General features: G+C 51.7%; 17 protein-coding genes. 13 read left to right on the top strand and 4 right to left on the bottom strand.

Annotated features, from left to right (window positions below):
* Window positions 1-46: 46 nt before the first annotated feature.
* The 11 genes from gnd to BUA28_RS02865 all read left to right on the top strand — a co-directional run bounded on the left by gnd (window position 47) and on the right by BUA28_RS02865 (window position 13888).
* On the top strand, window positions 47-1066 hold the full coding sequence (gene gnd, locus BUA28_RS02810) for a phosphogluconate dehydrogenase (NAD(+)-dependent, decarboxylating) (protein WP_072766591.1): 1020 nt from the start codon (window positions 47-49) through the stop codon (window positions 1064-1066).
* Window positions 1041-2486 carry a glucose-6-phosphate dehydrogenase gene (zwf, locus tag BUA28_RS02815; RefSeq protein ID WP_178297859.1) on the top strand — a complete coding sequence of 482 codons (1446 nt, stop codon included), beginning with the start codon at window positions 1041-1043 and terminating at the stop codon, window positions 2484-2486. Before gnd ends, zwf begins: the two co-directional genes overlap by 26 nt.
* Window positions 2487-2667: 181 nt before the next feature.
* Complete coding sequence (locus BUA28_RS02820; protein WP_072766593.1) at window positions 2668-3507, top strand: carbonic anhydrase family protein; 840 nt, start codon at window positions 2668-2670, stop codon at window positions 3505-3507.
* 390 nt (window positions 3508-3897) lie between these two features.
* Window positions 3898-4323, top strand: coding sequence for a hypothetical protein (locus BUA28_RS02825; protein WP_072766594.1), 426 nt, complete (start codon window positions 3898-3900; stop codon window positions 4321-4323).
* Between the two features lie 115 nt (window positions 4324-4438).
* Window positions 4439-4759: a hypothetical protein gene (locus BUA28_RS02830; RefSeq protein ID WP_143148419.1), complete on the top strand. Its 321-nt coding sequence runs from the start codon at window positions 4439-4441 to the stop codon at window positions 4757-4759.
* A 1023-nt stretch (window positions 4760-5782) separates the two neighbouring features.
* Window positions 5783-7372: a porin gene (locus BUA28_RS02840; protein WP_072766596.1), complete on the top strand. Its 1590-nt coding sequence runs from the start codon at window positions 5783-5785 to the stop codon at window positions 7370-7372.
* A gap of 762 nt (window positions 7373-8134) precedes the next feature.
* Entirely contained in the window at window positions 8135-9202 is a 1068-nt protein-coding gene (gene coxB / locus BUA28_RS02845; protein ID WP_072766597.1) for a cytochrome c oxidase subunit II, read from the top strand.
* A 248-nt stretch (window positions 9203-9450) separates the two neighbouring features.
* Window positions 9451-11472, top strand: coding sequence for a cytochrome c oxidase subunit I (gene ctaD, locus BUA28_RS02850; protein WP_072766598.1), 2022 nt, complete (start codon window positions 9451-9453; stop codon window positions 11470-11472).
* Window positions 11465-12064 carry a cytochrome c oxidase subunit 3 gene (locus BUA28_RS02855; protein ID WP_072766599.1) on the top strand — a complete coding sequence of 200 codons (600 nt, stop codon included), beginning with the start codon at window positions 11465-11467 and terminating at the stop codon, window positions 12062-12064. Before ctaD ends, BUA28_RS02855 begins: the two co-directional genes overlap by 8 nt.
* A 67-nt stretch (window positions 12065-12131) precedes the next feature.
* Complete coding sequence (locus tag BUA28_RS02860; RefSeq protein WP_256598212.1) at window positions 12132-12530, top strand: hypothetical protein; 399 nt, start codon at window positions 12132-12134, stop codon at window positions 12528-12530.
* Between the two features lie 5 nt (window positions 12531-12535).
* Window positions 12536-13888: a c-type cytochrome gene (locus BUA28_RS02865; RefSeq protein ID WP_083569834.1), complete on the top strand. Its 1353-nt coding sequence runs from the start codon at window positions 12536-12538 to the stop codon at window positions 13886-13888.
* Between the two features lie 294 nt (window positions 13889-14182).
* On the opposite strand, the gene BUA28_RS16165 is transcribed toward BUA28_RS02865, so the two are convergent.
* Both BUA28_RS16165 and BUA28_RS16170 read right to left on the bottom strand, forming a co-directional pair.
* The gene (locus BUA28_RS16165) at window positions 14183-14905 is read right to left on the bottom strand and encodes a sensor histidine kinase (protein ID WP_256598213.1); all 723 of its coding nucleotides are present in this window, start codon (window positions 14903-14905) and stop codon (window positions 14183-14185) included.
* Window positions 14906-14922: 17 nt separating this feature from the next.
* The gene (locus BUA28_RS16170; RefSeq protein WP_256598214.1) at window positions 14923-15372 is read right to left on the bottom strand and encodes a hypothetical protein; all 450 of its coding nucleotides are present in this window, start codon (window positions 15370-15372) and stop codon (window positions 14923-14925) included.
* 71 nt (window positions 15373-15443) lie between these two features.
* On the opposite strand from BUA28_RS16170, the gene BUA28_RS16175 reads away from it, so the two are divergent.
* The gene (locus BUA28_RS16175; protein ID WP_256325414.1) at window positions 15444-15569 is read left to right on the top strand and encodes a hypothetical protein; all 126 of its coding nucleotides are present in this window, start codon (window positions 15444-15446) and stop codon (window positions 15567-15569) included.
* Window positions 15570-16212: 643 nt separating this feature from the next.
* On the opposite strand, the gene BUA28_RS02875 is transcribed toward BUA28_RS16175, so the two are convergent.
* Window positions 16213-16479: a hypothetical protein gene (locus BUA28_RS02875; RefSeq protein ID WP_072766602.1), complete on the bottom strand. Its 267-nt coding sequence runs from the start codon at window positions 16477-16479 to the stop codon at window positions 16213-16215.
* A gap of 1232 nt (window positions 16480-17711) precedes the next feature.
* Between BUA28_RS02875 and BUA28_RS02880 the strand changes: the two genes are divergently transcribed.
* Window positions 17712-19607, top strand: a complete 1896-nt coding sequence (locus BUA28_RS02880; RefSeq protein ID WP_256598215.1) for an EAL domain-containing protein — start codon at window positions 17712-17714, stop codon at window positions 19605-19607.
* A 94-nt stretch (window positions 19608-19701) separates the two neighbouring features.
* On the opposite strand, the gene BUA28_RS02885 is transcribed toward BUA28_RS02880, so the two are convergent.
* Window positions 19702-20502: a cytochrome c oxidase assembly protein gene (locus tag BUA28_RS02885; RefSeq protein ID WP_072766604.1), complete on the bottom strand. Its 801-nt coding sequence runs from the start codon at window positions 20500-20502 to the stop codon at window positions 19702-19704.
* Window positions 20503-20570 lie beyond the last annotated feature (68 nt).

A 20570-nucleotide genomic window follows, 5' to 3' on the forward strand; every position in this document is an offset into this window, starting at 1 on the left:
GCTTAGCGTGCACGAAATTCGATTCTTAACTGCAAGGAGGATCAAGATGCAAATCGGGATGATCGGACTAGGACGTATGGGTATCAACATGGCGGCTCGCCTGATACAAGCTGGAAGTGAATGCGTGGTTTACGACCCCCGCACCGAAGCTGTCCAGGAACTGGAGCAAAAAGGCGCCGTCGGAGCAGACTCACTGGAAGATTTGATCACTCGTCTGGCCAAGCCGCGCGTAGTGTGGTTGATGGTACCCGCGGCCGCGGTTGATGCAATTCTTTCAGAACTGGTACCTATTGTGGAGGAGAATGACATTATCATCGACGGCGGTAATTCCTATTACCACGACGATATCAGGCGTGGCGCCGAACTACAGTCCAAGGGGATTCATTACGTCGATGTGGGAACAAGCGGAGGCGTTGCCGGCCGTGAGCGCGGATACTGCCTGATGATTGGCGGGGAAAACCGGATTGTCGAGCACCTCGATCCGATCTTTGCCGCACTGGCGCCCGGAATCGCGGCAGCGCCACGTACCTTCGGCCGCAACAGAACCGGCAGTACTGCGGAGGAAGGCTACCTTCATTGTGGACCATACGGCGCGGGGCATTTCGTCAAAATGGTCCATAACGGAATTGAATATGGCCTCATGGCAGCTTATGCCGAGGGTTTGAATATTCTGCACAGCGCCAACGCCGGCAAAGCAGCACGCGACACGGATGCCGAAACGGCACCGATGCGCAATCCCGAATTCTACCAGTATGAACTGGATCTTCCGGAAATCGCGGAAGTCTGGCGTAGAGGCAGCGTTGTGGCGTCGTGGCTACTTGATCTGACAGCGGAGGCTTTGATTGAGGATGCAGATCTCACCAAATTTTCGGGACGCGTGTCGGATTCGGGCGAGGGACGCTGGACAACCCTGGCGGCCGTTGACGAGGGCGTGCCGGTACCGGTAATCAGCGCCGCGCTTTTCAGCCGTTTTGAGTCCCGGGGTAATGCCGATTACGCCGATCGGCTGCTCTCCGCAATGAGAAAGCGGTTTGGCGGACATGATGAGAAAAAAGGAACCAGCTGAGATGGCCGGGGGAAATAAGGCAAACGACGGAGAGACTGCATCCGATGCGCTCGTGCTGTTCGGCGTGACGGGCGACCTTGCTTATAAGAAGATCTTTCCGGCGCTTTATGCAATGGTGAAACAAGGCTCTCTGAATGTACCCGTAATCGGCGTGGCCTCGTCGTCATGGGATATCGCCCAGCTTCGCGACAGGGTAACGGATGCTGTAAAACGCTCCGGAAAAATCGATGACCAGCCAGCGCTTGACCGTCTTCTTTCGTTGTTCCGATACGTTTCCGGCGATTACAATAATCCGGAAACTTTCAAAGTACTCAAGCAGGCGCTGGGAAATGCACGGCGACCAACACATTACCTCGCCATACCCCCTGCTCTTTTCGCTACTGTTATAAAAAACCTGGATGCCGCCGGCCTGGCCGATGGTGCCAGAGTCATTGTCGAGAAGCCGTTTGGACGCGACCTAGCCTCTGCGCGCAAGCTCAACCGCACCGCGCGCGAGGCATTTCCGGAAAATTCCATTTTCCGTATCGACCATTTTCTGGGGAAGGAGGCGATAATGAACATCCTCTACTTCCGCTTCGCCAACTCATTCCTGGAACCAATCTGGAACCGGAACTATGTAGCCGGCGTCCAGATAACGCTGGCCGAGGATTTTGGCGTAGAGGGGCGCGGAGGATTTTACGAATCCGCGGGTTGCCTGCGCGACGTAGTTCAAAACCATATTTTTCAGATCGTTGCGCTGCTTGCCATGGAACCTCCAACCTACAGGGGCTTCGGTGCGGTACAGGGCGAAAAAGCTAACGTGTTCCGCGCAATGCGGCCGTTAAGCCCGGATGATCTGGTGCGAGGTCAATATGCCGGTTATCGTGAGGAACCAGACGTAGCAAAGAATTCCGACGTCGAAACATTTTGCGCCTTGCGTCTATTTATCGACTCCTGGCGCTGGGGCGGGGTGCCGTGGTATTTGCGCTCGGGCAAATTTCTCGCCGAAACAGTCACGGAAGTTCTTGTCCAGCTAAAACCCCCGCCGCAAAAGCTTTTCGCCGACTCGGTACCTGACCTTCAAACTTGCGGCGCCAACTACTTGCGCTTCCGGCTTTCCCCTATTTCCACCATCGCTATCGCCGCACGCGTTAAACGTACGGGAAAAGAGTTTATTGGCGACGAGCGAGAGCTCTGCCTGGTCGAAGAACATTTCGGACAGGAATTGCCTTACGAACGGCTGTTGCATGACGCGATGATAGGCGACGGAGCGTTGTTTACGCGGGAGGATACAGTAGAGGCCGCTTGGGCAACGCTCGATAATGTCCTGAAGACGCACCATCCGGTCCTTCCGTACGCACGCGGGAGCTGGGGACCCGAAGCCGCGGATACATTGATAGCACCCGATAATTGCTGGCACAATCCAAAGTCGGGAATCTGATATGAAAAAAGCAACCAAGCCCTTCTGCAGTGACAAGCGGCTTAATACCTAAGCAAGTAGGGTTAACACATTCTTAACATTTAGGCGATTGTTTTTTCACACCGGGCATGTTATTTTTAAATCGCATAACGTCATACCCATGCCCTTCATTTCGAGCATCACACTTTTGAGGATACCTACTATGATCACACCATCGACTCGGTTACTACCGCTGGCATCGATTGTTTCCGCCCTTTTCCTGTCCGGCATGCCTGCTGCGCAGGCGGCTCCCCAGCAAAGTCCTATTGATATCACTGCCCAGAATACAAAGTTCCAGCAGCTATCACCGATGCTATTTGACTTGAGCTCTGACACCACGCTAAGCGTTATCAATAATGGTTCGCCTGGTGTGTTCAAAACCGCTGCCAGAGCTAATGTCGACGCTGGTGCCGGATCGGTAACCGTTGATGGAGATACCTATCAATTGGCCCAGTTTCACTTCCATACCCCCGCGGAGCATCTGGAGAATGGCAAGGTGTTTCCGATGGAAATGCATATGGTATTTGAAGACCCAAGCAAGAACATTCTTGTCGTCGGGAGGTGGGTCGAGGAAGGCGCGTCCAATGCCGCGCTTGAGCCCATTTTCTCCGATTTGCCCAAGACCACAACGCAGACACATGTTTTCAACCACTTCGATTTGAACGCCCTCCTTCCGTCCAACCTGGAATCTTTCCGCTATGATGGCTCATTAACGACACCTGATTTCAACGAGGGTGTAAAATGGATCGATCTGGCTCAGCCGATGCAAATGTCCGCGGCTGAAATCAATGCGTATAGTTCGCTCTTCCCGAATGGCGATGCGCGGGAGATTCAGGACCTTAACGGGCGAATCGTGCTTACGGATGTACCGGGCTTCGCTTCAGCGGTTCCCGAGCCGGAAACCTATGCAATGTTGCTAGCCGGACTGGGCTTGATAGGTTTTGCCGCACGCCGCAAAAATGGGCGCTTGGGCAAGCCGGGGCTTGTCGGGTCTATAGCGTGAGCGCCAGAGTCAGTTAAATACTATATGCATCCGCCATCGCGAGATGGTGGATAGCCAGCCTTCTTCCAATCCAATTTCTTGCCGACAATCTGATTTTCGCACTAGCCCGGGACGAACGGCTCTGTTCGTCACTCAATCCCGCTCGTCTTCTTTTCCTGTTTATCTTTGAATCTTTCGCCCATACGAGGAAGCAGGAACGCATCAACCACTAATGATGGAACCCGCATGCTCCTCTTTTGTCCAAACCCCCGCATTCACCAGTTGTTCATTGTGGCGTAATGGAGCAAAATTTATGAACATGAAGCTGCCAGTTGGTCTACTTTGCGTTAACATTTGAGAAATGGGTGTAATTTCATTGTTGTCTTCTCCCGACCTGAATAAAAGGAGCATATGAAACATACTTTCATTCTGAAAAATTCAATCCAGTCTTTAATATTTGCCGGGACCCTTATTTTCGGCGCAGTCGGAGTATCCCATGCACAGCCTGGTATGGCCGCACAAGGTGGAGCCCATTTGCTCGCGCAGGCTGGTTCAGGCGCCGAGCAGCAGGCTTCCGGCTGGAAAGACCCTGTAACAGGCCGGTCTGCTGCTCCCGAGGATAACACCGGTGCGCTTACCCAGGCTGCGCCGAGCCAAACGGATCCCTCGTCAGGCTGGTCATCAGGTGGGCAGACATCGGGCTCATGCAAGCACGCCACTCCTGAGCAGGAAAGTTTTCTCTGTAAGGTTGTACGGATCCTGTATCGAGCTGAGACGCCACGCGGGCCGAACCGTGACATGGACGAAAACGTCTCGGCTGGCGGTGCTGGAGGTTGATTTTGCAGTCAGGGATATAATCAGACACGTCGGCGAATAAAGGAGAGCAGACATTAAACATACTTTTTGTGCTGAAAAAAACGCGGTGGTTCGCTTTATATTGTTTGTTGCTATCATGATTTTCCTTCCAATAGGCCCACTCCAGGCGCAGGCCGGCGGAGAGCCTCCCACCTCCCAAGACGAGAAAGGCAAGGTCATCTTTCAAGATATTCCCCCGTCGGGAAGCGGAAACTCGACATCCGCGAAGAACGCGCCTGATCAGGCAAGCGCAACAAGCAAGATATGTGAAGAACAGGCAGCCGCAAGTTGGGCTGCGCCTCCGAAGGAGAGCCTGTTAAGAAAAATTCTAAGGGTTCTCTACGGACCTAATACGCCCCCTGGACCCAATACCGAGGTGGATACGAATATTTCAGCCGGAGGAGCGGCGGGAGGGTAATTTCCGGGTAAGTTTACAACTTGAAAAAAACGAGCGGGATTGGCCTGCTTGACGTAGGGCAAGCAGGCATTACGAGGACGAGCGCCCGCGAAGACTTCGGTTAAATATTGCTATTAAAGTCATGCGACGATTCGTTGGGGGAATTCTCGGCACCGCGTCCCGTCTTGTCGCGTATTCAATGCTCGAGCTACCGAGCAAAGCTGGCTGACAGCAAAAGAGCAAAATGCCACTCCCTGTCGCGGCAGCGGAACAGATTTCCATTATTTTATTTCTTCAGCGTCGTGACCTCGTCGACCTTATTGTCCTGATCGTATGAAACCTCGTATGCCATCTCTTCGCCGCTGAAGATTGCTTCCGTGGGCGTTGCGACAACCTCCCACAGCCCGAATGTGGCTACATCAGCAGCGCCATGAACTAGCGCCTGTCAGCTTTTGCTCCCGTGCTGTAACCTTGAATGAACTTGAAAATTTCGTATTTCCTTCCACTTCGCGTTTCTGACACGGCCGGCGCGCCAAACTCACCAAGAAGCACGCTTCCAGGGGTTCCTACCCTGAACAAATCCACATTCTTCTTGCCTGGCTGATCAATCGCCATGAACACGGAACAACCTGAGCTAAAAAACAGTATTGCCGTAAAAAGAAATCTTGCCTGATGATTGCATATCATGGTTTCAAATTCTCATGGCCGATCCGCGTTCTGCATTCGCCGATGACGACGATCGTATCAGGTAGATCTATCCGTGACGCGCTATACCCACCGCAACATGATAACCCCTTATGCATAGTGGTTTTGCATAACGCCTTGACTAACTCGTCACTTCTATTTAATATTCCTCACGCTTTTTTCACATTCCCGTAACGTTTTTTTCATGGGCACAGTGTTACTTTTCAACTCAGGCATAAATCCTAACAACAGCATCAACTGAGCGATTCCCATCTGACGGAGATAGTTTTACAAATAAAACATGGACATTTTTTGAATCTTCAAGTCTTTGCCGTTCAACTTTGATATCGGGAGTAACTGATGAAGTTTCGCTTTCCCCTAAGTCTTTTGTCCTGCTGCCTGTTTCCAGCTTCTCTATATGCCCAAGCCATTGATCTGTATGTAGATACCAAGACCAAGCAGATCTATGCCGAACCAGGAGTCGATCGCGTCCGCATGGGCTCTTTCGAAAGGGTTTCAGATAAACCCGCAAAACCCGCCTCCAGCGCAGAAGCGGGTCCATTACCTCCCGGTGTACAGATGGGCCCGGGAGCTGGCCAAGCCATTCCCATGGGGCCGGGGGCGACGGTAGCAGGCGTGAAAAAGCCGGAGGGCGGTTTTGGCTTCGCAAACTGGAAGGATAAAGATCCGTTCAAATGGAACCTGAACGGCGATGGAAGCCAGTACATCAAATTCGGCCTTCTTAACCAGGTTCAGTTACGGTACGAACAGAATAATCCAGGCTCCTTGATACAAGACCAACCTGTGGATGATTCAACGGATATTGGCCTGCGCCGGACCCGTCTTGTCGTACAAGGACAGCTTACCGATAGGGTGTACTTTTACACCCAATACGGGATGAATAATCAAAACTTCCTGACTCAACAGAACGGTAATCGACACATCGCCGCTTATTTTCATGACGCCTTCGCTGAACTGCGATTGACCGAGGGAAATCAAATGACCATAGGGGGGGGACTTGGCATGTTTAACGGCCTGTCCCGCTTCAGTGCGCCCAGCGTCAGCACCATCATGACACTGGATGTTCCGCTTCTTGCTCAATACACGACGGAACGGACATCCTCGTTCAACAGGCAATATGGCGTCTATCTTCGCGGTCAGATCAGCAAATTTCGCTATATGATAGCCGCGAACGATTCGTTTCCGATAACAACCGACGGAATAACGAATGACGGAGCCATCAACGCGTCGGTGGCCAATTTTGCCCAGGTTGGTCATAAGAAAAATTACACCGGGATGTTCTACTGGAATTTCTGGGATACGGAACCAAATACCAACCCCTACATGCAAGGAACTTATCTCGGCAAGAAGAGCATACTGAATCTTGAAGCAGGTTTTGCCACACAGAAAGCCGCCATGTGGACGGGCACTTTGGATAATCCGCAGTTTCATGACATGACCCACTGGTCGGTTGCCGGTTACCTGGATGCACCGTTGGACAAGGAAAAGGAAACCGCCATATCCGCTTACGTTGGGTACTTCCACATGAACTACGGGCCCAATTATCTTCGCATGAATGGAAATGGCCAGAATTCGGCTAACGGATCAGGCCTTGGCGTCAGTCGAAACGGTCCCGGCAATACTTACCCAATGTTTGGCACGGGCGACATGTGGTACGCGCAGGCGGGATATCTGTTGCCTAAAAGCTTGCTTGGGTCAAATAATGGCCAACTGCAGGTCTACACGTCGATAACAAGCGCAGGCTGGGACGCACTCCATGATCAGATGAACGTGTTTAACGGTGGCGTCAACTGGCTGCTACACGGTCATAATAGTAAAATCACCTTTGATTACCAGAACAGGCCAATATTCCGCGCCAACTCTGCCGGCGATATCGTCAAAACTTCCAGCAGAGGACAGTTCGTATTGCAATATCAGGTCGCCTTCTAAGTTAGTTAATTTTTCCCTCCTTCACTCAGCCCCAAGTGCAGCCATGATGGTTCAGGCTCGCTTGGGGTCATCCTTTCAGTATATTTCTTCTGGTACTTTTCCCGATGCTTAAAAAGCAGACTCCACCGAACGCTGCTCACTCACACCCGTAATTTTTTCGCTGCTTAGAGTAAAGACAAAGCACCCGCCCGTTTATTCTCCCACTTTGCCCTCGATTCGAAACTCACCTGAATCGGTCCTGCAACTCCGCTTCTCTTCTCGCTCTTTGTTCTGATTCACTCGCTTGTAATAAGTTCAATAATCAAAAACCGCTTACTCACTCGTCCAACTGCCGGGTTCACGATTATGAATAGCAAAATTGAGTCGTGAGTGCGATGGCGAACAGAAACATTGCGTGCAGAGCGTAGCATTTAACCATTCTCCTCGGCTCGGCCGAAAGGTTGCAGCAAGACGACGAAATCAGCGATGGGGTCGCCTATCCAGACCACAAGATCAAACAGGACATTGCGAAATGAAGGGAAATGTCAGCGAACCTACCCGTCTCGATTCCCGCCAGCCATCGCTGGCACTGATGAGTACAACAGCCTATCCACTAGGCACTACATGATGAGCCGCAACGCATGTCTGCCAACTTCAGCTGCAATCTGACCACCCCGACGACTGGGCTGCCACACTGCTGGGAGCACACCGTCGGAGGTCCGTTCCCATAAGCCTTATAGCCATTAGCTGGAGAATGATCGTTTTTTGTTGCCTAGCCTGAAAATGAAAATTATCAAGTCAGGATTTTATTCTCATGCGGCCTTAAAACAGGCATCAGGCCTGGCTGCACGGCTGGCTGTGATATCCGCCACAGTGGTAATAATGACACCTGCGGCCGACGCAGTGGAGGCGCCGCTAAATTATTTCCTGCACAGTTATGGGCCCGCATCCAGGCCGACAATGTATCTCGGATGGGTGCTGGCCGGGCTATCGGGGCTGGTATTCCTCGTTATCACGCTACTGCTGCTGGGAGCTTTGCTCCGCAAACGTCCAGCCATGGACCCTCGCACAATTGGGCGCGAAGGCGAAGGGCTTCGATGGATATATATCGGAACGGGAATTTCCACCTGCATATTATTCGGCCTCGTTATTTACGCGATGATGGTGCTGAACGCGGTCGCCAAGCCGGCGCAAACCCCGACCGTTACGCTGACTGTTACGGGGCATGACTGGTGGTGGAAAATCGAATATGACCATGACGATCCTTCGCAACGCTTCATCACTGCTAACGAGCTGCATGTTCCTGTAGGCCAACCTGTCCTGATCAAGTTGAAAAGCGCCGATGTTATCCACGCCTTCTGGATACCGAAGCTCGCCGGAAAAACGCAGATGATCCCGGGACTGACGAATCAGCAATGGATCCAGGCTGATGTGCCCGGTGTATATACCGGGCAATGTGCCCAGTTTTGCGGCGCCGGTCATGCTCACATGGGTTTCGAGATCGTTGCGGAAAGTGCCGGCGATTTTAAAAAATGGCAGGATGCCCAGCGACAAACCGTTTCGCTCGCGCCGGCGGCGAATGTAATTCCTGGCCACAAACTGTTCATGGATCGTTGCGCTGGCTGCCACACGGTCCGGGGAACCCATGCTTCCGGCCAGCACGCTCCCGATCTGACCCATTTGAACTCACGGCGTCGGCTTGCGGGAGGACTACTAACGAATACGCCTGAACATGTGATGAAGTGGGTTGTTAACGCACAACAACTCAAACCGGGATCGCGTATGCCCAGCATGGTGTTATCGGAATCTGAAAAGTCCGCACTCGCGTTATTTTTGTCGAAACTGGATTAAACCTAAATCCAGTAGTTGGACGGGGTGAAGTGTATGGTTTTTGGGGTGCAGGGCAAGGCGCAACGACGCGGAATGGTCGTTCCATTCCAAGGAGTTGCAACGCAGCCATGTGCCGCAAAAACTGTGCAATTCTTCCAGTAGCGCCCTCACCCGGAAGGTGAGCGTCAAATAAATTGAAATATTGTTATTAATCATAATGTTGATCTATCAAATGAGCGGTCAACTACCGGATTTAGGTTAAAATATTTATGGCTATCTCTGACTTGACCCATAGCCCAGCGGATGTCAGCCCAAGCGACCCTCCTGGCGACGATCGCCTGAGCCGCGTGCCGGACTTTGGCCGTGCACCGGTTGGTTCGGCCGCCGAAACGCACCTCGTCCATATCTGGGAAGCGGCCCCAGGCTGGCGCGGCTCGCTCTCCACGGTCGACCATAAGACGATCGGCCTCCGATATATCGTCACGGCATTTATTTTCCTACTGATTGGCGGCATCGAGGCGCTGATCATGCGCTTGCAGCTCGCTGGACCAAGCCTTACGCTGCTGACGCCGGAACAATATAGCCAATTGTTCACGATGCACGGCGTAACGATGATCTTCCTGTATGCCTTGCCGATATTGTCCGGATTCTCCAACTATCTCTGGCCGCTGCTGCTGGGCTCGCGCGATATGGCATTTCCCCGCTTGAATGCACTCTCGTACTGGATATTTTTATTTGCGGGCATATTCATGTATGCGAGCTTCCCCATCGGCCAGGCACCGAATGCCGGCTGGTTCAACTATGTTCCCTTTGCGGGACCCATCTATAACACCGGTCCCAATATCGATGTTTTCGCGCTCGGCATGGTGCTGCTGGGAATATCGACAACCGTCGGATCGGTCAATTTTGTGGTTACGCTATTCCGGATGCGGGCGCCGGGCATGACAATCAATCGCGTACCCATTCTGGTCTGGGGCACGCTCACTGCATCCGTAGCCAATCTCCTGGTTATCCCCGCAGTCAGCCTGGCGTTTTTTCTTCTGTGGCTTGACCGTCAGATGGGCACCTACTTCTTTGACGTGGCCAATGGCGGTAAGCCGCTGCTGTGGCAACATCTATTCTGGATTTTTGGCCACCCATGGGTTTACGCGATAGTGCTTCCCGCCATGGGCATTGTTTCGGATGCTTTACCCACGTTTTGCCGCCGCCCCCTGGTGGGTTACGCAGCCATGGCCCTTGCTACGATGGCGACCATGCTGATTGGATTCGAGGTATGGATTCACCATATGTTCGCTACTGGCTTGCCGACTGTCGCCCTATCCATTTTCGGTGCCGCCAGCATGGTGATTTCAATCCCGAGCTCAGTCGCCGTGTTTTCGTGGATTGCAACTATCTGGCTTGGAAGGCCGGTGTTCAAGACGCCATTTCTGTTTTTTGCCGGGTTTGTCATTCTGTTTGTAATCGGCGGCTTATCGGGTGTGATGACGGCAGCCGTATCGCTCGATTGGCAGCTTAACGACACCTACTTCATCGTCGCACACCTGCATTATGTGCTGCTGGGAATCAACGTATTTCCGGTCATAGGCGGCATCTATTACTGGTTCCCCAAATTCACGGGACGCATGATGGATGAGAAAATGGGCAAATGGAGCTTTTGGGTCATGTTCATTGGTTTCAATGCAGGATTTTTTCCGATGCACATATCGGGTCTACTGGGCATGCCGCGCCGTGTCTACACCTATTCATCGCGGATGGGATGGGATACGGTCAATATGATCACCTCCATCGGATCTTTCGTATTTGCCATTGGTGTCCTGATTTTTCTCGTCAATGTCGCGATCAGCCTTAAGCGTGGGGCTCGGGCAGGCGCAAACCCATGGGATGCCGCCACGCTGGAATGGTCCGTACCCTCGCCGCCCCCCGCTTATAACTTTGCCGTTATTCCCGTTGTCGCAAGCCGGCATCCGCTATGGGAGGATCGCATTGGCGAAAGCGGGAATCGTTCGAGTCTTGAAGAAGGCTACCTTCTGATGGAAGGCCGGGAAACGATTGGCACCTCTCCGATCGATGCGGTACCGGAAATCATCCTGAAGATGCCCGATGACTCCTATACGCCCTTCTTTGTCGGGCTGTTCGTTTCACTGGTGTTCGTCGGTATGCTGCTTCACTGGTGGAATTTCACCGGGCTGATGATTATATTGACCATTGTCGCGCTTATCGTCTGGATGTGGCCCAGAAAAACGCTTGTTCAACGCTTGCCTGACGCACCACAGCGAGAAGCCCATGGTTAACGCCGATCAATTGCTGGTACAGCCACTACCCGTAGGGAGCAAGGACAAACTATCGGGGGGGTGGTGGGGCGTTCTGGCGCTGATCGTGACGGAGGGATCCCTATTTGGATATCTGCTGTTTGCTTACTTCTATCTGGCATCTCAAGCCGAGCAGCATTGGCCACCGGCAGGTTTGCCTGATTTGCTCCTGCCCAGCATAAATACAGCGATTTTGCTTGCGAGCAGTGTCTGCGTTTGGGCAAGCGAACGCTGCATCCGGAAAAAACAAACCCAGTGGGCCATTGCGGCGATGGCGCTCGCAATCGTGCTGGGCGCTTTTTTCGTCGGAATTCAGCTCAACGAATGGGATAAAAAGACTTATGGCATGAGTTCGGATCTGTATGGGTCGCTGTATTTTACGATCACGGGATTTCATTTGCTTCACGTCGTCATCGGATTGGCCATCCTGTCGCTCCTATTGGTATGGATATCGTTCAGCTACTTTAACGAGAAGCGCCATGTCGCCATCACCATCGGGGGAGTTTATTGGCACTTTGTCGACGTTGTCTGGCTGTTCGTTTTCGCTACCTTGTACCTATTTCCTTACCTCTAAAATTCAAATGAGCTCTACCGGCAAACAGGACATGGCGAAAGAACATCGTGCTCCTCCTGATAGTTCGGTGAGTACATATAGAACATTGCTGGCACTTTTTGGTGCGCCTACCTCTTGGGTAGGCCAGATGTCTTTAAGCGAACCGCTTGCCGCCTATGCTTGCTATCCACATCAGGTTCCGCTCCCCGCCCCATTGTGGGCGGACCTGTCGGTAATTCTGGCAATGATCAGCCTGATTTGTCTGGCGGGTGGCTTGCTTTCGGGATACGTTGCGTGGAATCTATGGCGACAAGCGAGCCCTCGGCCAGTCGTGACAGGAGCAGGAGAACACGCCTTCGAAGCAGATGGGGGACAGACACGCTTTCTCGCAAGGCTGGGGACAATGTCGAGCTTCGTGTTTATCGTCGCAATTTTATTTACCGGGTGCGCTGTTTTATTGGTGCCACCTTGTAGCGCATGGATTTAACAGGGATGAAGATATCAGGAAGGGTATTCAGGGATTGGATAAGCCGGGTTTTAGCTGCAGGTCGTTCATGGGTTGCATGGATTGCCCGGGTTGCCGTAGGGGGAATGATTGTCGCAAACGCCCAGGCTGCCGATCCCGAAACCATCGCCCTCGGCGAATATCTTGCGAAGGTGGCTGATTGCGCCGGTTGCCACACGGCCGGACCGCATCATCCGCCTTTTGTGGGCGGCTTACCGATCAATTCACCTTTCGGGGTTATTTATTCAACTAATATCACGCCAGATCCGGCCACCGGCATTGGTCAATACAGTTATGCTGATTTTAGCCGCGCCGTTCGCGAAGGCATCGCCAAGGACGGCAGACGCCTCTATCCGGCAATGCCTTATGCCTCGTTCGCGGCGATATCGGATAGCGATATACAGGCGTTATATGCCTACTTCATGAAAGGAGTGAAGCCGGTTCGCCACACGCCACCCCAGACCAGACTTGTTTTTCCTTTCAGCCAGCGCTGGGGCCTGATGTTCTGGAGCGCGGCATTTGCCAATCAGAAAACGTACCAGCCGCGCGCCGATCGTGATACGCAGTGGAATCGCGGCGCTTACCTGGTGCAATCATTGGGCCACTGCGGCGCCTGCCACACGCCTCGCGGCCTGGCTTTCCAGGAAAAAGCATATTCGGAATCATCGCCGGACTACTTGACCGGCTCAGTGATAGATAACTGGTTTGCCGGGAACCTGACTGGAACGGATGCATCGGGTCTGGGCAGATGGTCCGAGTCGGAAATTTCCACATTCCTGGAAACAGGCCATAGCGGACATAGTGTCGCCTTCGGCAGTATGGTCACCGTTATCGAAAACAGCACCCAGCATTTACGTAAGGCTGATCTGGATGCCATTGCGCGCTATCTAAAATCCCTACCGGCGAAGAAGGGAAAGACGTCCTACAAACCACCCGCCATGCAAGGCCAGTTCGTCCTGACCGGAACCGTTGCGAGCAAATTTGAACGTCCCGGCGCGGGCCTCTACTCAGGGTTTTGCGCCAAATGCCATCGAGATAATGGCACAGGCAAGTCACCGCAAATTCCACGGCTCGGCGGTAGCGCGATGGTTCTCTCCGAAAACGCATCCTCCCTCGTTCGCCTCATGCTGGAAGGAGGAAAAGCGCCGCTAACGAAAAATGGGCCGAAACCGAAAAAGATGCCGGCTTATGAAAAAAAGTTTTCTGACCGCGAGATAGCGGACGTCCTTACCTTCGTACGCAATAGCTGGGGGAACGCGGCGCCCGCAGTGACACTGCGCGATGTATCCTTATTGCGAAAAGCGCTGCGCGATGATCGGCTCCCGCAATCCGCACTGTGACGGGGTTCCATCGCTTTTTCGATGGACGCAACGAGGATAAGTTGGTGATACGAGCGCAGGAAATCGATTGCTGTAATTGCTTATCCAATGATCATTTGGTCCTCCCACGGATTAAAGATGCTGTGATAGACGATCAATCAAAAATCAGATCGGTATCTATTGAGAGGATTGTGGGAGGTTTAAACTATCTATCACTAGGGCTAGCCCTAAAGAAAGATAGGTGCGGACAGACCCTTCCTACCTTTCATGCAACCACCGGGGAGTAAAAAAGACTTCAAGCCTGAAGTCGAAAAGTTATTCAACTTTACGTCTGACTCTGCTATGCAGGATCACTCCCGTTTTCCCTCGAGTGTTGGGGCATGCTGATAGGGCCTTGCATCCGCTGGCATGCTTATCAGGAAAGTTGTTCCACGCTGTTCTGCAATCAACTTCAATACTTCCGCCATGGCTTTCCGCAACACTGCGGACGTACGGCAGGCCTATGCCCCAGCCGTCCCTGTTCCCCTCTTTTGCAGCGGCTGCTCTTTGGAATACCTGGAATAGGCTTTCGATCTGTTCCGGAGGAATGGGCTCTCCTTCGTTATGCACGGTCAGCATCACACGCCCATGCACTGGATCAATTTTGATCCTTACAGGAGCGTCAGGAGTGCCATATTTAAGGGCATTGCCAAGAAGGTTTTCCATTGCCCTTTTGACGGCCTCCCGGTCCCACCAGACTCTGGCCGATTGGGCAATGAGTTGAAAACGCGGTCCATGCGCGAAGGTGAATTGTTCACACACTTCCTTCGCAAGCTCCTGCATGTCGAATTCCTCGAGACGAAGTTTTAGCCGTTCTCCGCTCTGGAATTTGGCAGCATCGAGCAAATCCTGAATCATTCCATCCATACGCTCGAGGCTTGCAACAATTTGTCCCGCAAATTCCTTTATCCTGTCGGGATCTGATGACCGTTCAATCAATTGGGCAGCAAGTTTTGCATTTGATAATGAGTTTCTCAGATCATGCGTCAGGGCGGCCATGAATCTTTCGCGCAGTGCTAATGCGCAAGAGCGAAAGCATTTACGGCCTCACGCACTGATCCATCGATGGAAGCATTGATCCGATAAATTTCGTTGTCGTTAAGCTGAACATCATTCGCCTTTAAAACATCAAAGATCGTCCATCGCAGTATTTGATATTCAAATATGACTGAATGGACGTTGTAGTTCGTCAGCCTCGCGCGCTCGCCGCCATGCTCACTCGCTACCGTGTTGCTTTCATTACCTGTTGCCCTAGGGTAGCCCGGTGTAATCGCTTCTGCGATGTTGTCGTATAGGGACGGGAAGGTATTGATCAGGATCGGGTGGGGCAGCTGTTCAGCTTTCTTGAGGGATTGCCGAACCCTTTCTGCCCATTCCCAAAGGACATCATCCCGGAGCTCCAGCATTCTTCTGGCAGTTGGAGAAAGCCTATGGGGATCGAGATTCTGGTCGGTTGCTAAAGTCATAAATGATTGCTCTTGTCTGTAGGGATTTAAAAAACAGCATCTGACAGGTAAGGTCTTTCAAGGGCTGTCTTATGTCGTTTCCAAATGTGCAATTCGAGGTGTGGCCGCTGCGGCTGCCATGTCTGCCTGTGGATATCAAGGGGAAACAAATTGGGCTTTACCACGTGCTGGATCAGGGGTACGGGGTGGGTGACTGATGGAACGGCGCGCATTTTAGCGTCCCGTCAGGGGCTTGGTCTAGGAGATTGTGAGATTGCCAAGGACATTCGTGAGCCGGCGCGCGATGCTTCTGCAAAAGAAAATGTTCTCCCAATAGTATGGCACTTACTTTATCTGGTAGTGGGCGACATTCAGTGTAGGTAAATCAGCCATAAGGTTCCTGTAATGAAAATACCGCGCCGAGCCCTGGCCTTGAAATTCGCAGCCGGCGCAAGTAAAGGGAATGAAGTGTTTACAGCAAACCTAATTCCATTTTTACCCCTTGCCCCTTCCAATAAACGGTCTTTTTGTGGAGATATAAACAAAAGGGCCGAAGGTAACTTCTGCTTTCCATCTGTTGAGCCAAGGTTCCCCAGCTGTTTGCTCCGCCTATCGGGAGCAGATCAATGGGCTAAATATCGACCTTTTATCGCATCTTATTCTCGGTTTGACACTCAAGGAGACCAACTAAACTCAGTCAACTCTTAAGATCCAAAAAGTGATCAAGTGCCCCAGAGAGGAAATAAAAAACATTAACAAAAACGAAAGGAAGAGCTGGGAAAACGCAGCAACCTCCAGCGTCAACGCTTCGGGAAGCGTCGAGTACATCATTACCGACACAGAAGTAGGGACATTTGGTATTCAAGACGAGAATCTCAAGAATGCCACCCGCCGCCTGGATTTCGTGCATTGATCCTTCAGCGCACAGTCACCACAGGCCTTGGTGGTGTAATCCTTCTTCTGCGCGGTCAATGAAACGCTGGATCGGGTCAAGGTTGCGCCGGCCGGGCAGCGCCAGCTGTCCGTTTTGGCATCGTAGGCGAACTCATCGCGGCTAAAGTGTACCTTGCCGCGCTTGTTGACGATCCTTGGCCGCGGCACGATGGCCGTAATGCGCCCTGCTCGCATTGGCTGCCTTGTTCCCCATTTGAATAACCGGAATCTGCAACGACTGTCGCACTCTTGACTGCAGGAGTGCGTGGTCCAAACTGTATGAGCTAGCAAAAAGTATTAATCTGATTTCCCGGACGCGACAAGCTTTAAGCAGCTTTCCGATATTTTCCATCTCAAACCCGCTTCGGCTGGTCTTTTGTTTTGCTGGTCTTTTGTTTTATTGGCTCCTTTTTAGCCTTGTTCTTTTTCTACTTTGACCTGTTTCAAATACACTCTGCCCTTGGCACCCGTTGGTACAAATGTAGGCGCCTTTAATCAAGAGGGACCAATATTCGTGGCAATAAGGTAAGGAAGGCGCCATTTCTTGAGTAGTAGGCGACTTTCTTTCCCTCCGGTGTTGGTGTTGCCGCACCCAGCCCATCGATTTACTGTTCGCGCGAAAATTGCTTAGGAGCCCCTCTTCTATTCTGCTTTACAAAAGATCTTATAGCTATCAAAGCTCGAGCATGTAATCGCACCTAGGTTGAGCTTTTTTTTGCCGCTATGTTACTTTGCCATGCAAACAAGCGGTAAGGAGCAATAAGCGTTTTTTGCTTAAATTGGATTTGTTCGAGAGCGTCAAATGAGTATTTCATAGAGTACCTAGACTCTGTGCCTACCTAAATTCGAATCTTGAGCGCCTACATTCTGGCTCAAGAAGCCTTCTTAAGGAAAATCAAATGAGCAGTCAAATGGATGATCTTTTCGGTCATGACGGGTTTTACTATGGGCATGACCATCTTTGGGGGTCTGACGTTTGGCTGCACATTATCTCCAACGCGATTTCTGCTCTGGCATATTTTTCCATTGTTTTTTTGCTAGCTTGTTTCCTAAGACGCCGCCCTGATTTAGGATTCAAATCTGCGTTTATGATGTTCGGGCTATTTATTATGTTGGGTGGGGTTAGCCATTCAGCAAATATCGTAACGCTTTGGACGCCGACATATTGGCTGGGAAGCGTCATCAAGGTTTTAAGCGCCTTTACCTCACTTGCCACCGCGGTAATGTTATGGCCATTAATAATCAGGGCCCTAGCTCTTCCCAAGCCGAGCGAGCTGTTGAGGCATGCTTCGGAGATACAAACAGAACTCCGCCGTAATACTGCCGAGGGCAATGCAATAGAAATTGGGCTCCGTCTGAACATTAAGAACGGCCATGAAATACAAATTGGGCTCCGTCGGAACATTACGGAAGGCAACGAAACACAGATGGGGCTTCGGCGCGATATTACCGAGGGGAACGAAATACAGGCAGGGCTCCGCCGAAACATTACGGAAGGCAACGAAACACAGATGGGGCTCCGTCGCGATATTACCGAGGGGGATGAAATACAGGCGGGACTCCGCCGGAACATTGCGGAAGGTAATGAAATACAGACAGGACTCCGTCGGAAAATTACTGCCGGCCAGTTTGCAGAAAAGGTGCTATTTGAAGAAAAGGAGCTCTTGCGCATTACATTAAACTGCATTGGGGACGCGGTTATAACAACGGACACTTCCGGCACAGTTACTTATCTAAACCCGGTCGCCGAATGCATGACCGGCTGGACTTCAGCAGAAGCTAATGGCCTTCCGCTGCGCGATATTTTTCATATCATAGACGCATACACACGTGAACTCGCTCCGAGCCCGGTCGAGTTGGTTCTTCAGCAAGAGCAGTCTGTGCGTCTGGCAATTAATACGGTCCTGATACAACGCGGCGGCACGACTTATCCTATTGAAGACTCGGCGGCGCCGATACGGGACCAAAATGGAAGAATCGTAGGCACAATTCTTGTGTTCCATGACGTAACGGAAGCGAAAGAAATGGCGGCCCAGGTAACTTATCAGGCATCGCATGATGCGTTGACCGGCCTTCTTAACCGGCGCGAGTTTGAACGACGCGTGGAGCACGCATTGCTGACGGGCAAACAGGACTCTAAGCAGCATACGTTGCTGTATCTCGATCTTGATCAGTTCAAGATCGTGAACGATACCTCCGGCCACGTGGCTGGCGATGAATTATTGAGACAACTAACCGGCATACTGCAAGCCAAGCTCCGCAAAAGCGATACGCTGGCTCGTCTAGGTGGCGATGAGTTTGGCGTGTTGCTGGAATCTTGCCCCACGGAAGCTGCCTTTAGGGTGGCGGAGCTACTGCGAAAAACGGTGCGAGAATTTCGTTTTGTTTGGGAAGAGAAGGTGTTCCAGCTCGGTTTAAGTGTCGGACTGGTTACTTTCAGCGACGGCAAAGAGACACTCGGGGATGTCCTACGTATGGCTGATGCGGCCTGCTATCTTGCCAAGGACAAGGGCCGCAATCGCGTGCAGATCTATTCACCGGAAGACACAGGACTCGCGCTACGTCATGGAGAAATGGGATGGGTAGTGCGGATTCAGAAAGCACTGGAAGAGAATCGTTTCGTCCTGTACTCGCAAAAAATATTGGGATTGAATAGTTTAGAGGATGGCGATCACTATGAACTACTACTTCGAATGCAAGGCGAGGACGGAACACTAATACCGCCGATGGCATTCATCCCGGCAGCGGAGCGCTACGGCTTGATGCCTCAACTCGATCGTTGGGTGGTCACTACCGCTTTTTCGCAATACGAGGGCCGGCATCCGCCGGGTACTTCTGTCGGCACATGCTCTATCAACCTTTCCGGCGCATCAGTCTGCGATGAAAATTTTTATGAATTCGTAATCGAGCAATTCGCCCTGTATAAGGTTCCGCCTGAGGGGATCTGTTTCGAAATCACGGAAACCTCGGCAATTGCAAATCTGACTCAAGCGGTTATTTTGATGGGAAAATTAAAAAAAATTGGCTGCCGGTTTTCCCTTGATGATTTTGGGAGCGGGATGTCTTCATTTACTTATCTCAAGCGTTTGCCAGTCGATTATTTAAAAATCGACGGCGGGTTCGTAAAGGGCATGGTGGATGATCCCATTGACAAGGCAATGGTCGAGGCAATCAATTCCATAGGGCATGTCATGCATATCAAAACGATCGCTGAATTTGTGGAGAACAGTGCAATTTTGGATCTGTTACGACGTATGGGCGTGGATTATGCCCAGGGATATGGAATCGAAAAGCCGCGTTTGAATTGTCTTTCAGAAACCTAATGGAAATTTGACGCTGGCTTTCCGACGGATTTGTTTTCCCCGCCTCGCTCGGATGGCAGGAACCACTGTTCTCATCTCATATCTTCTCGTGCCATCAGTGTTTTTGCTGCATCAATTCCCCGCGCACCACAATCAAAATACCAATCGCGCTCATCATCGCTCCATGAATCCATAGAATTATTCCGCCGATCTGCTGATCCGCTATCGCGCCCAATCCCCCGATCGCGCGGCCGCAAATCGTGTATATCGGGTAGAGTTCGCTGGAAGCGAAGAATATCATTGCGCCTATCACGATTTGTGGCGGAATGACTGCGAGCATCATGGCAATGCGCGAACCTGGCGATAGCCGGACCGAAAATATGGGCCCACGATGGAGAACGATCCCCCAGAAGAATAAACCGTTTATAAACATGCTCCAGTTCATCAGGCGATACAAGCGCCAGTCGATCATTGCGGTAAAGTGGACGGAAGGCAATAACCAGAAACCGATGAGCCCACAGAACAGGGTGACGGCTACAACGGGATTACATAAGGCAGACAAGAGATATTGAACCGGTTTCCACTCCGCGATGAGACGGCACGCTCGCTGCCCAGCCTCAGGCATGCCCGCCCGGAGCGTAGCCACGGGACTGCTCAGCACGACGAGAAACGGTCCAAGGTGGTGCAATACGAGATGCTGAAGCCGATGAATGAAGAATTGATGTTCGGCGTAATAATCGAACTGCGTGTGAGAAACCAGATAGATAAAGGCAAGTCCCGTCCAGAAATATAGTTTCTGTTGAAATCGTGGATTGCTTCTGGCGCGACCTCTCAAAAACAGCGCCGCCACAACAACCGTGGCAATAAAAACGGGCGCTGACTCTTCCCAAGGTGTGAACCAATACAACAAATCCATTACCGGAGAGGTTCCAAAGGTGGCGTTCGGCGCACTCTCGCAATAAAACCGAGCCTTATTCCAGCGTC

It is taken from the genome of Nitrosospira sp. Nsp11 (genome assembly GCF_900142705.1).
Taxonomy (GTDB): domain Bacteria; phylum Pseudomonadota; class Gammaproteobacteria; order Burkholderiales; family Nitrosomonadaceae; genus Nitrosospira.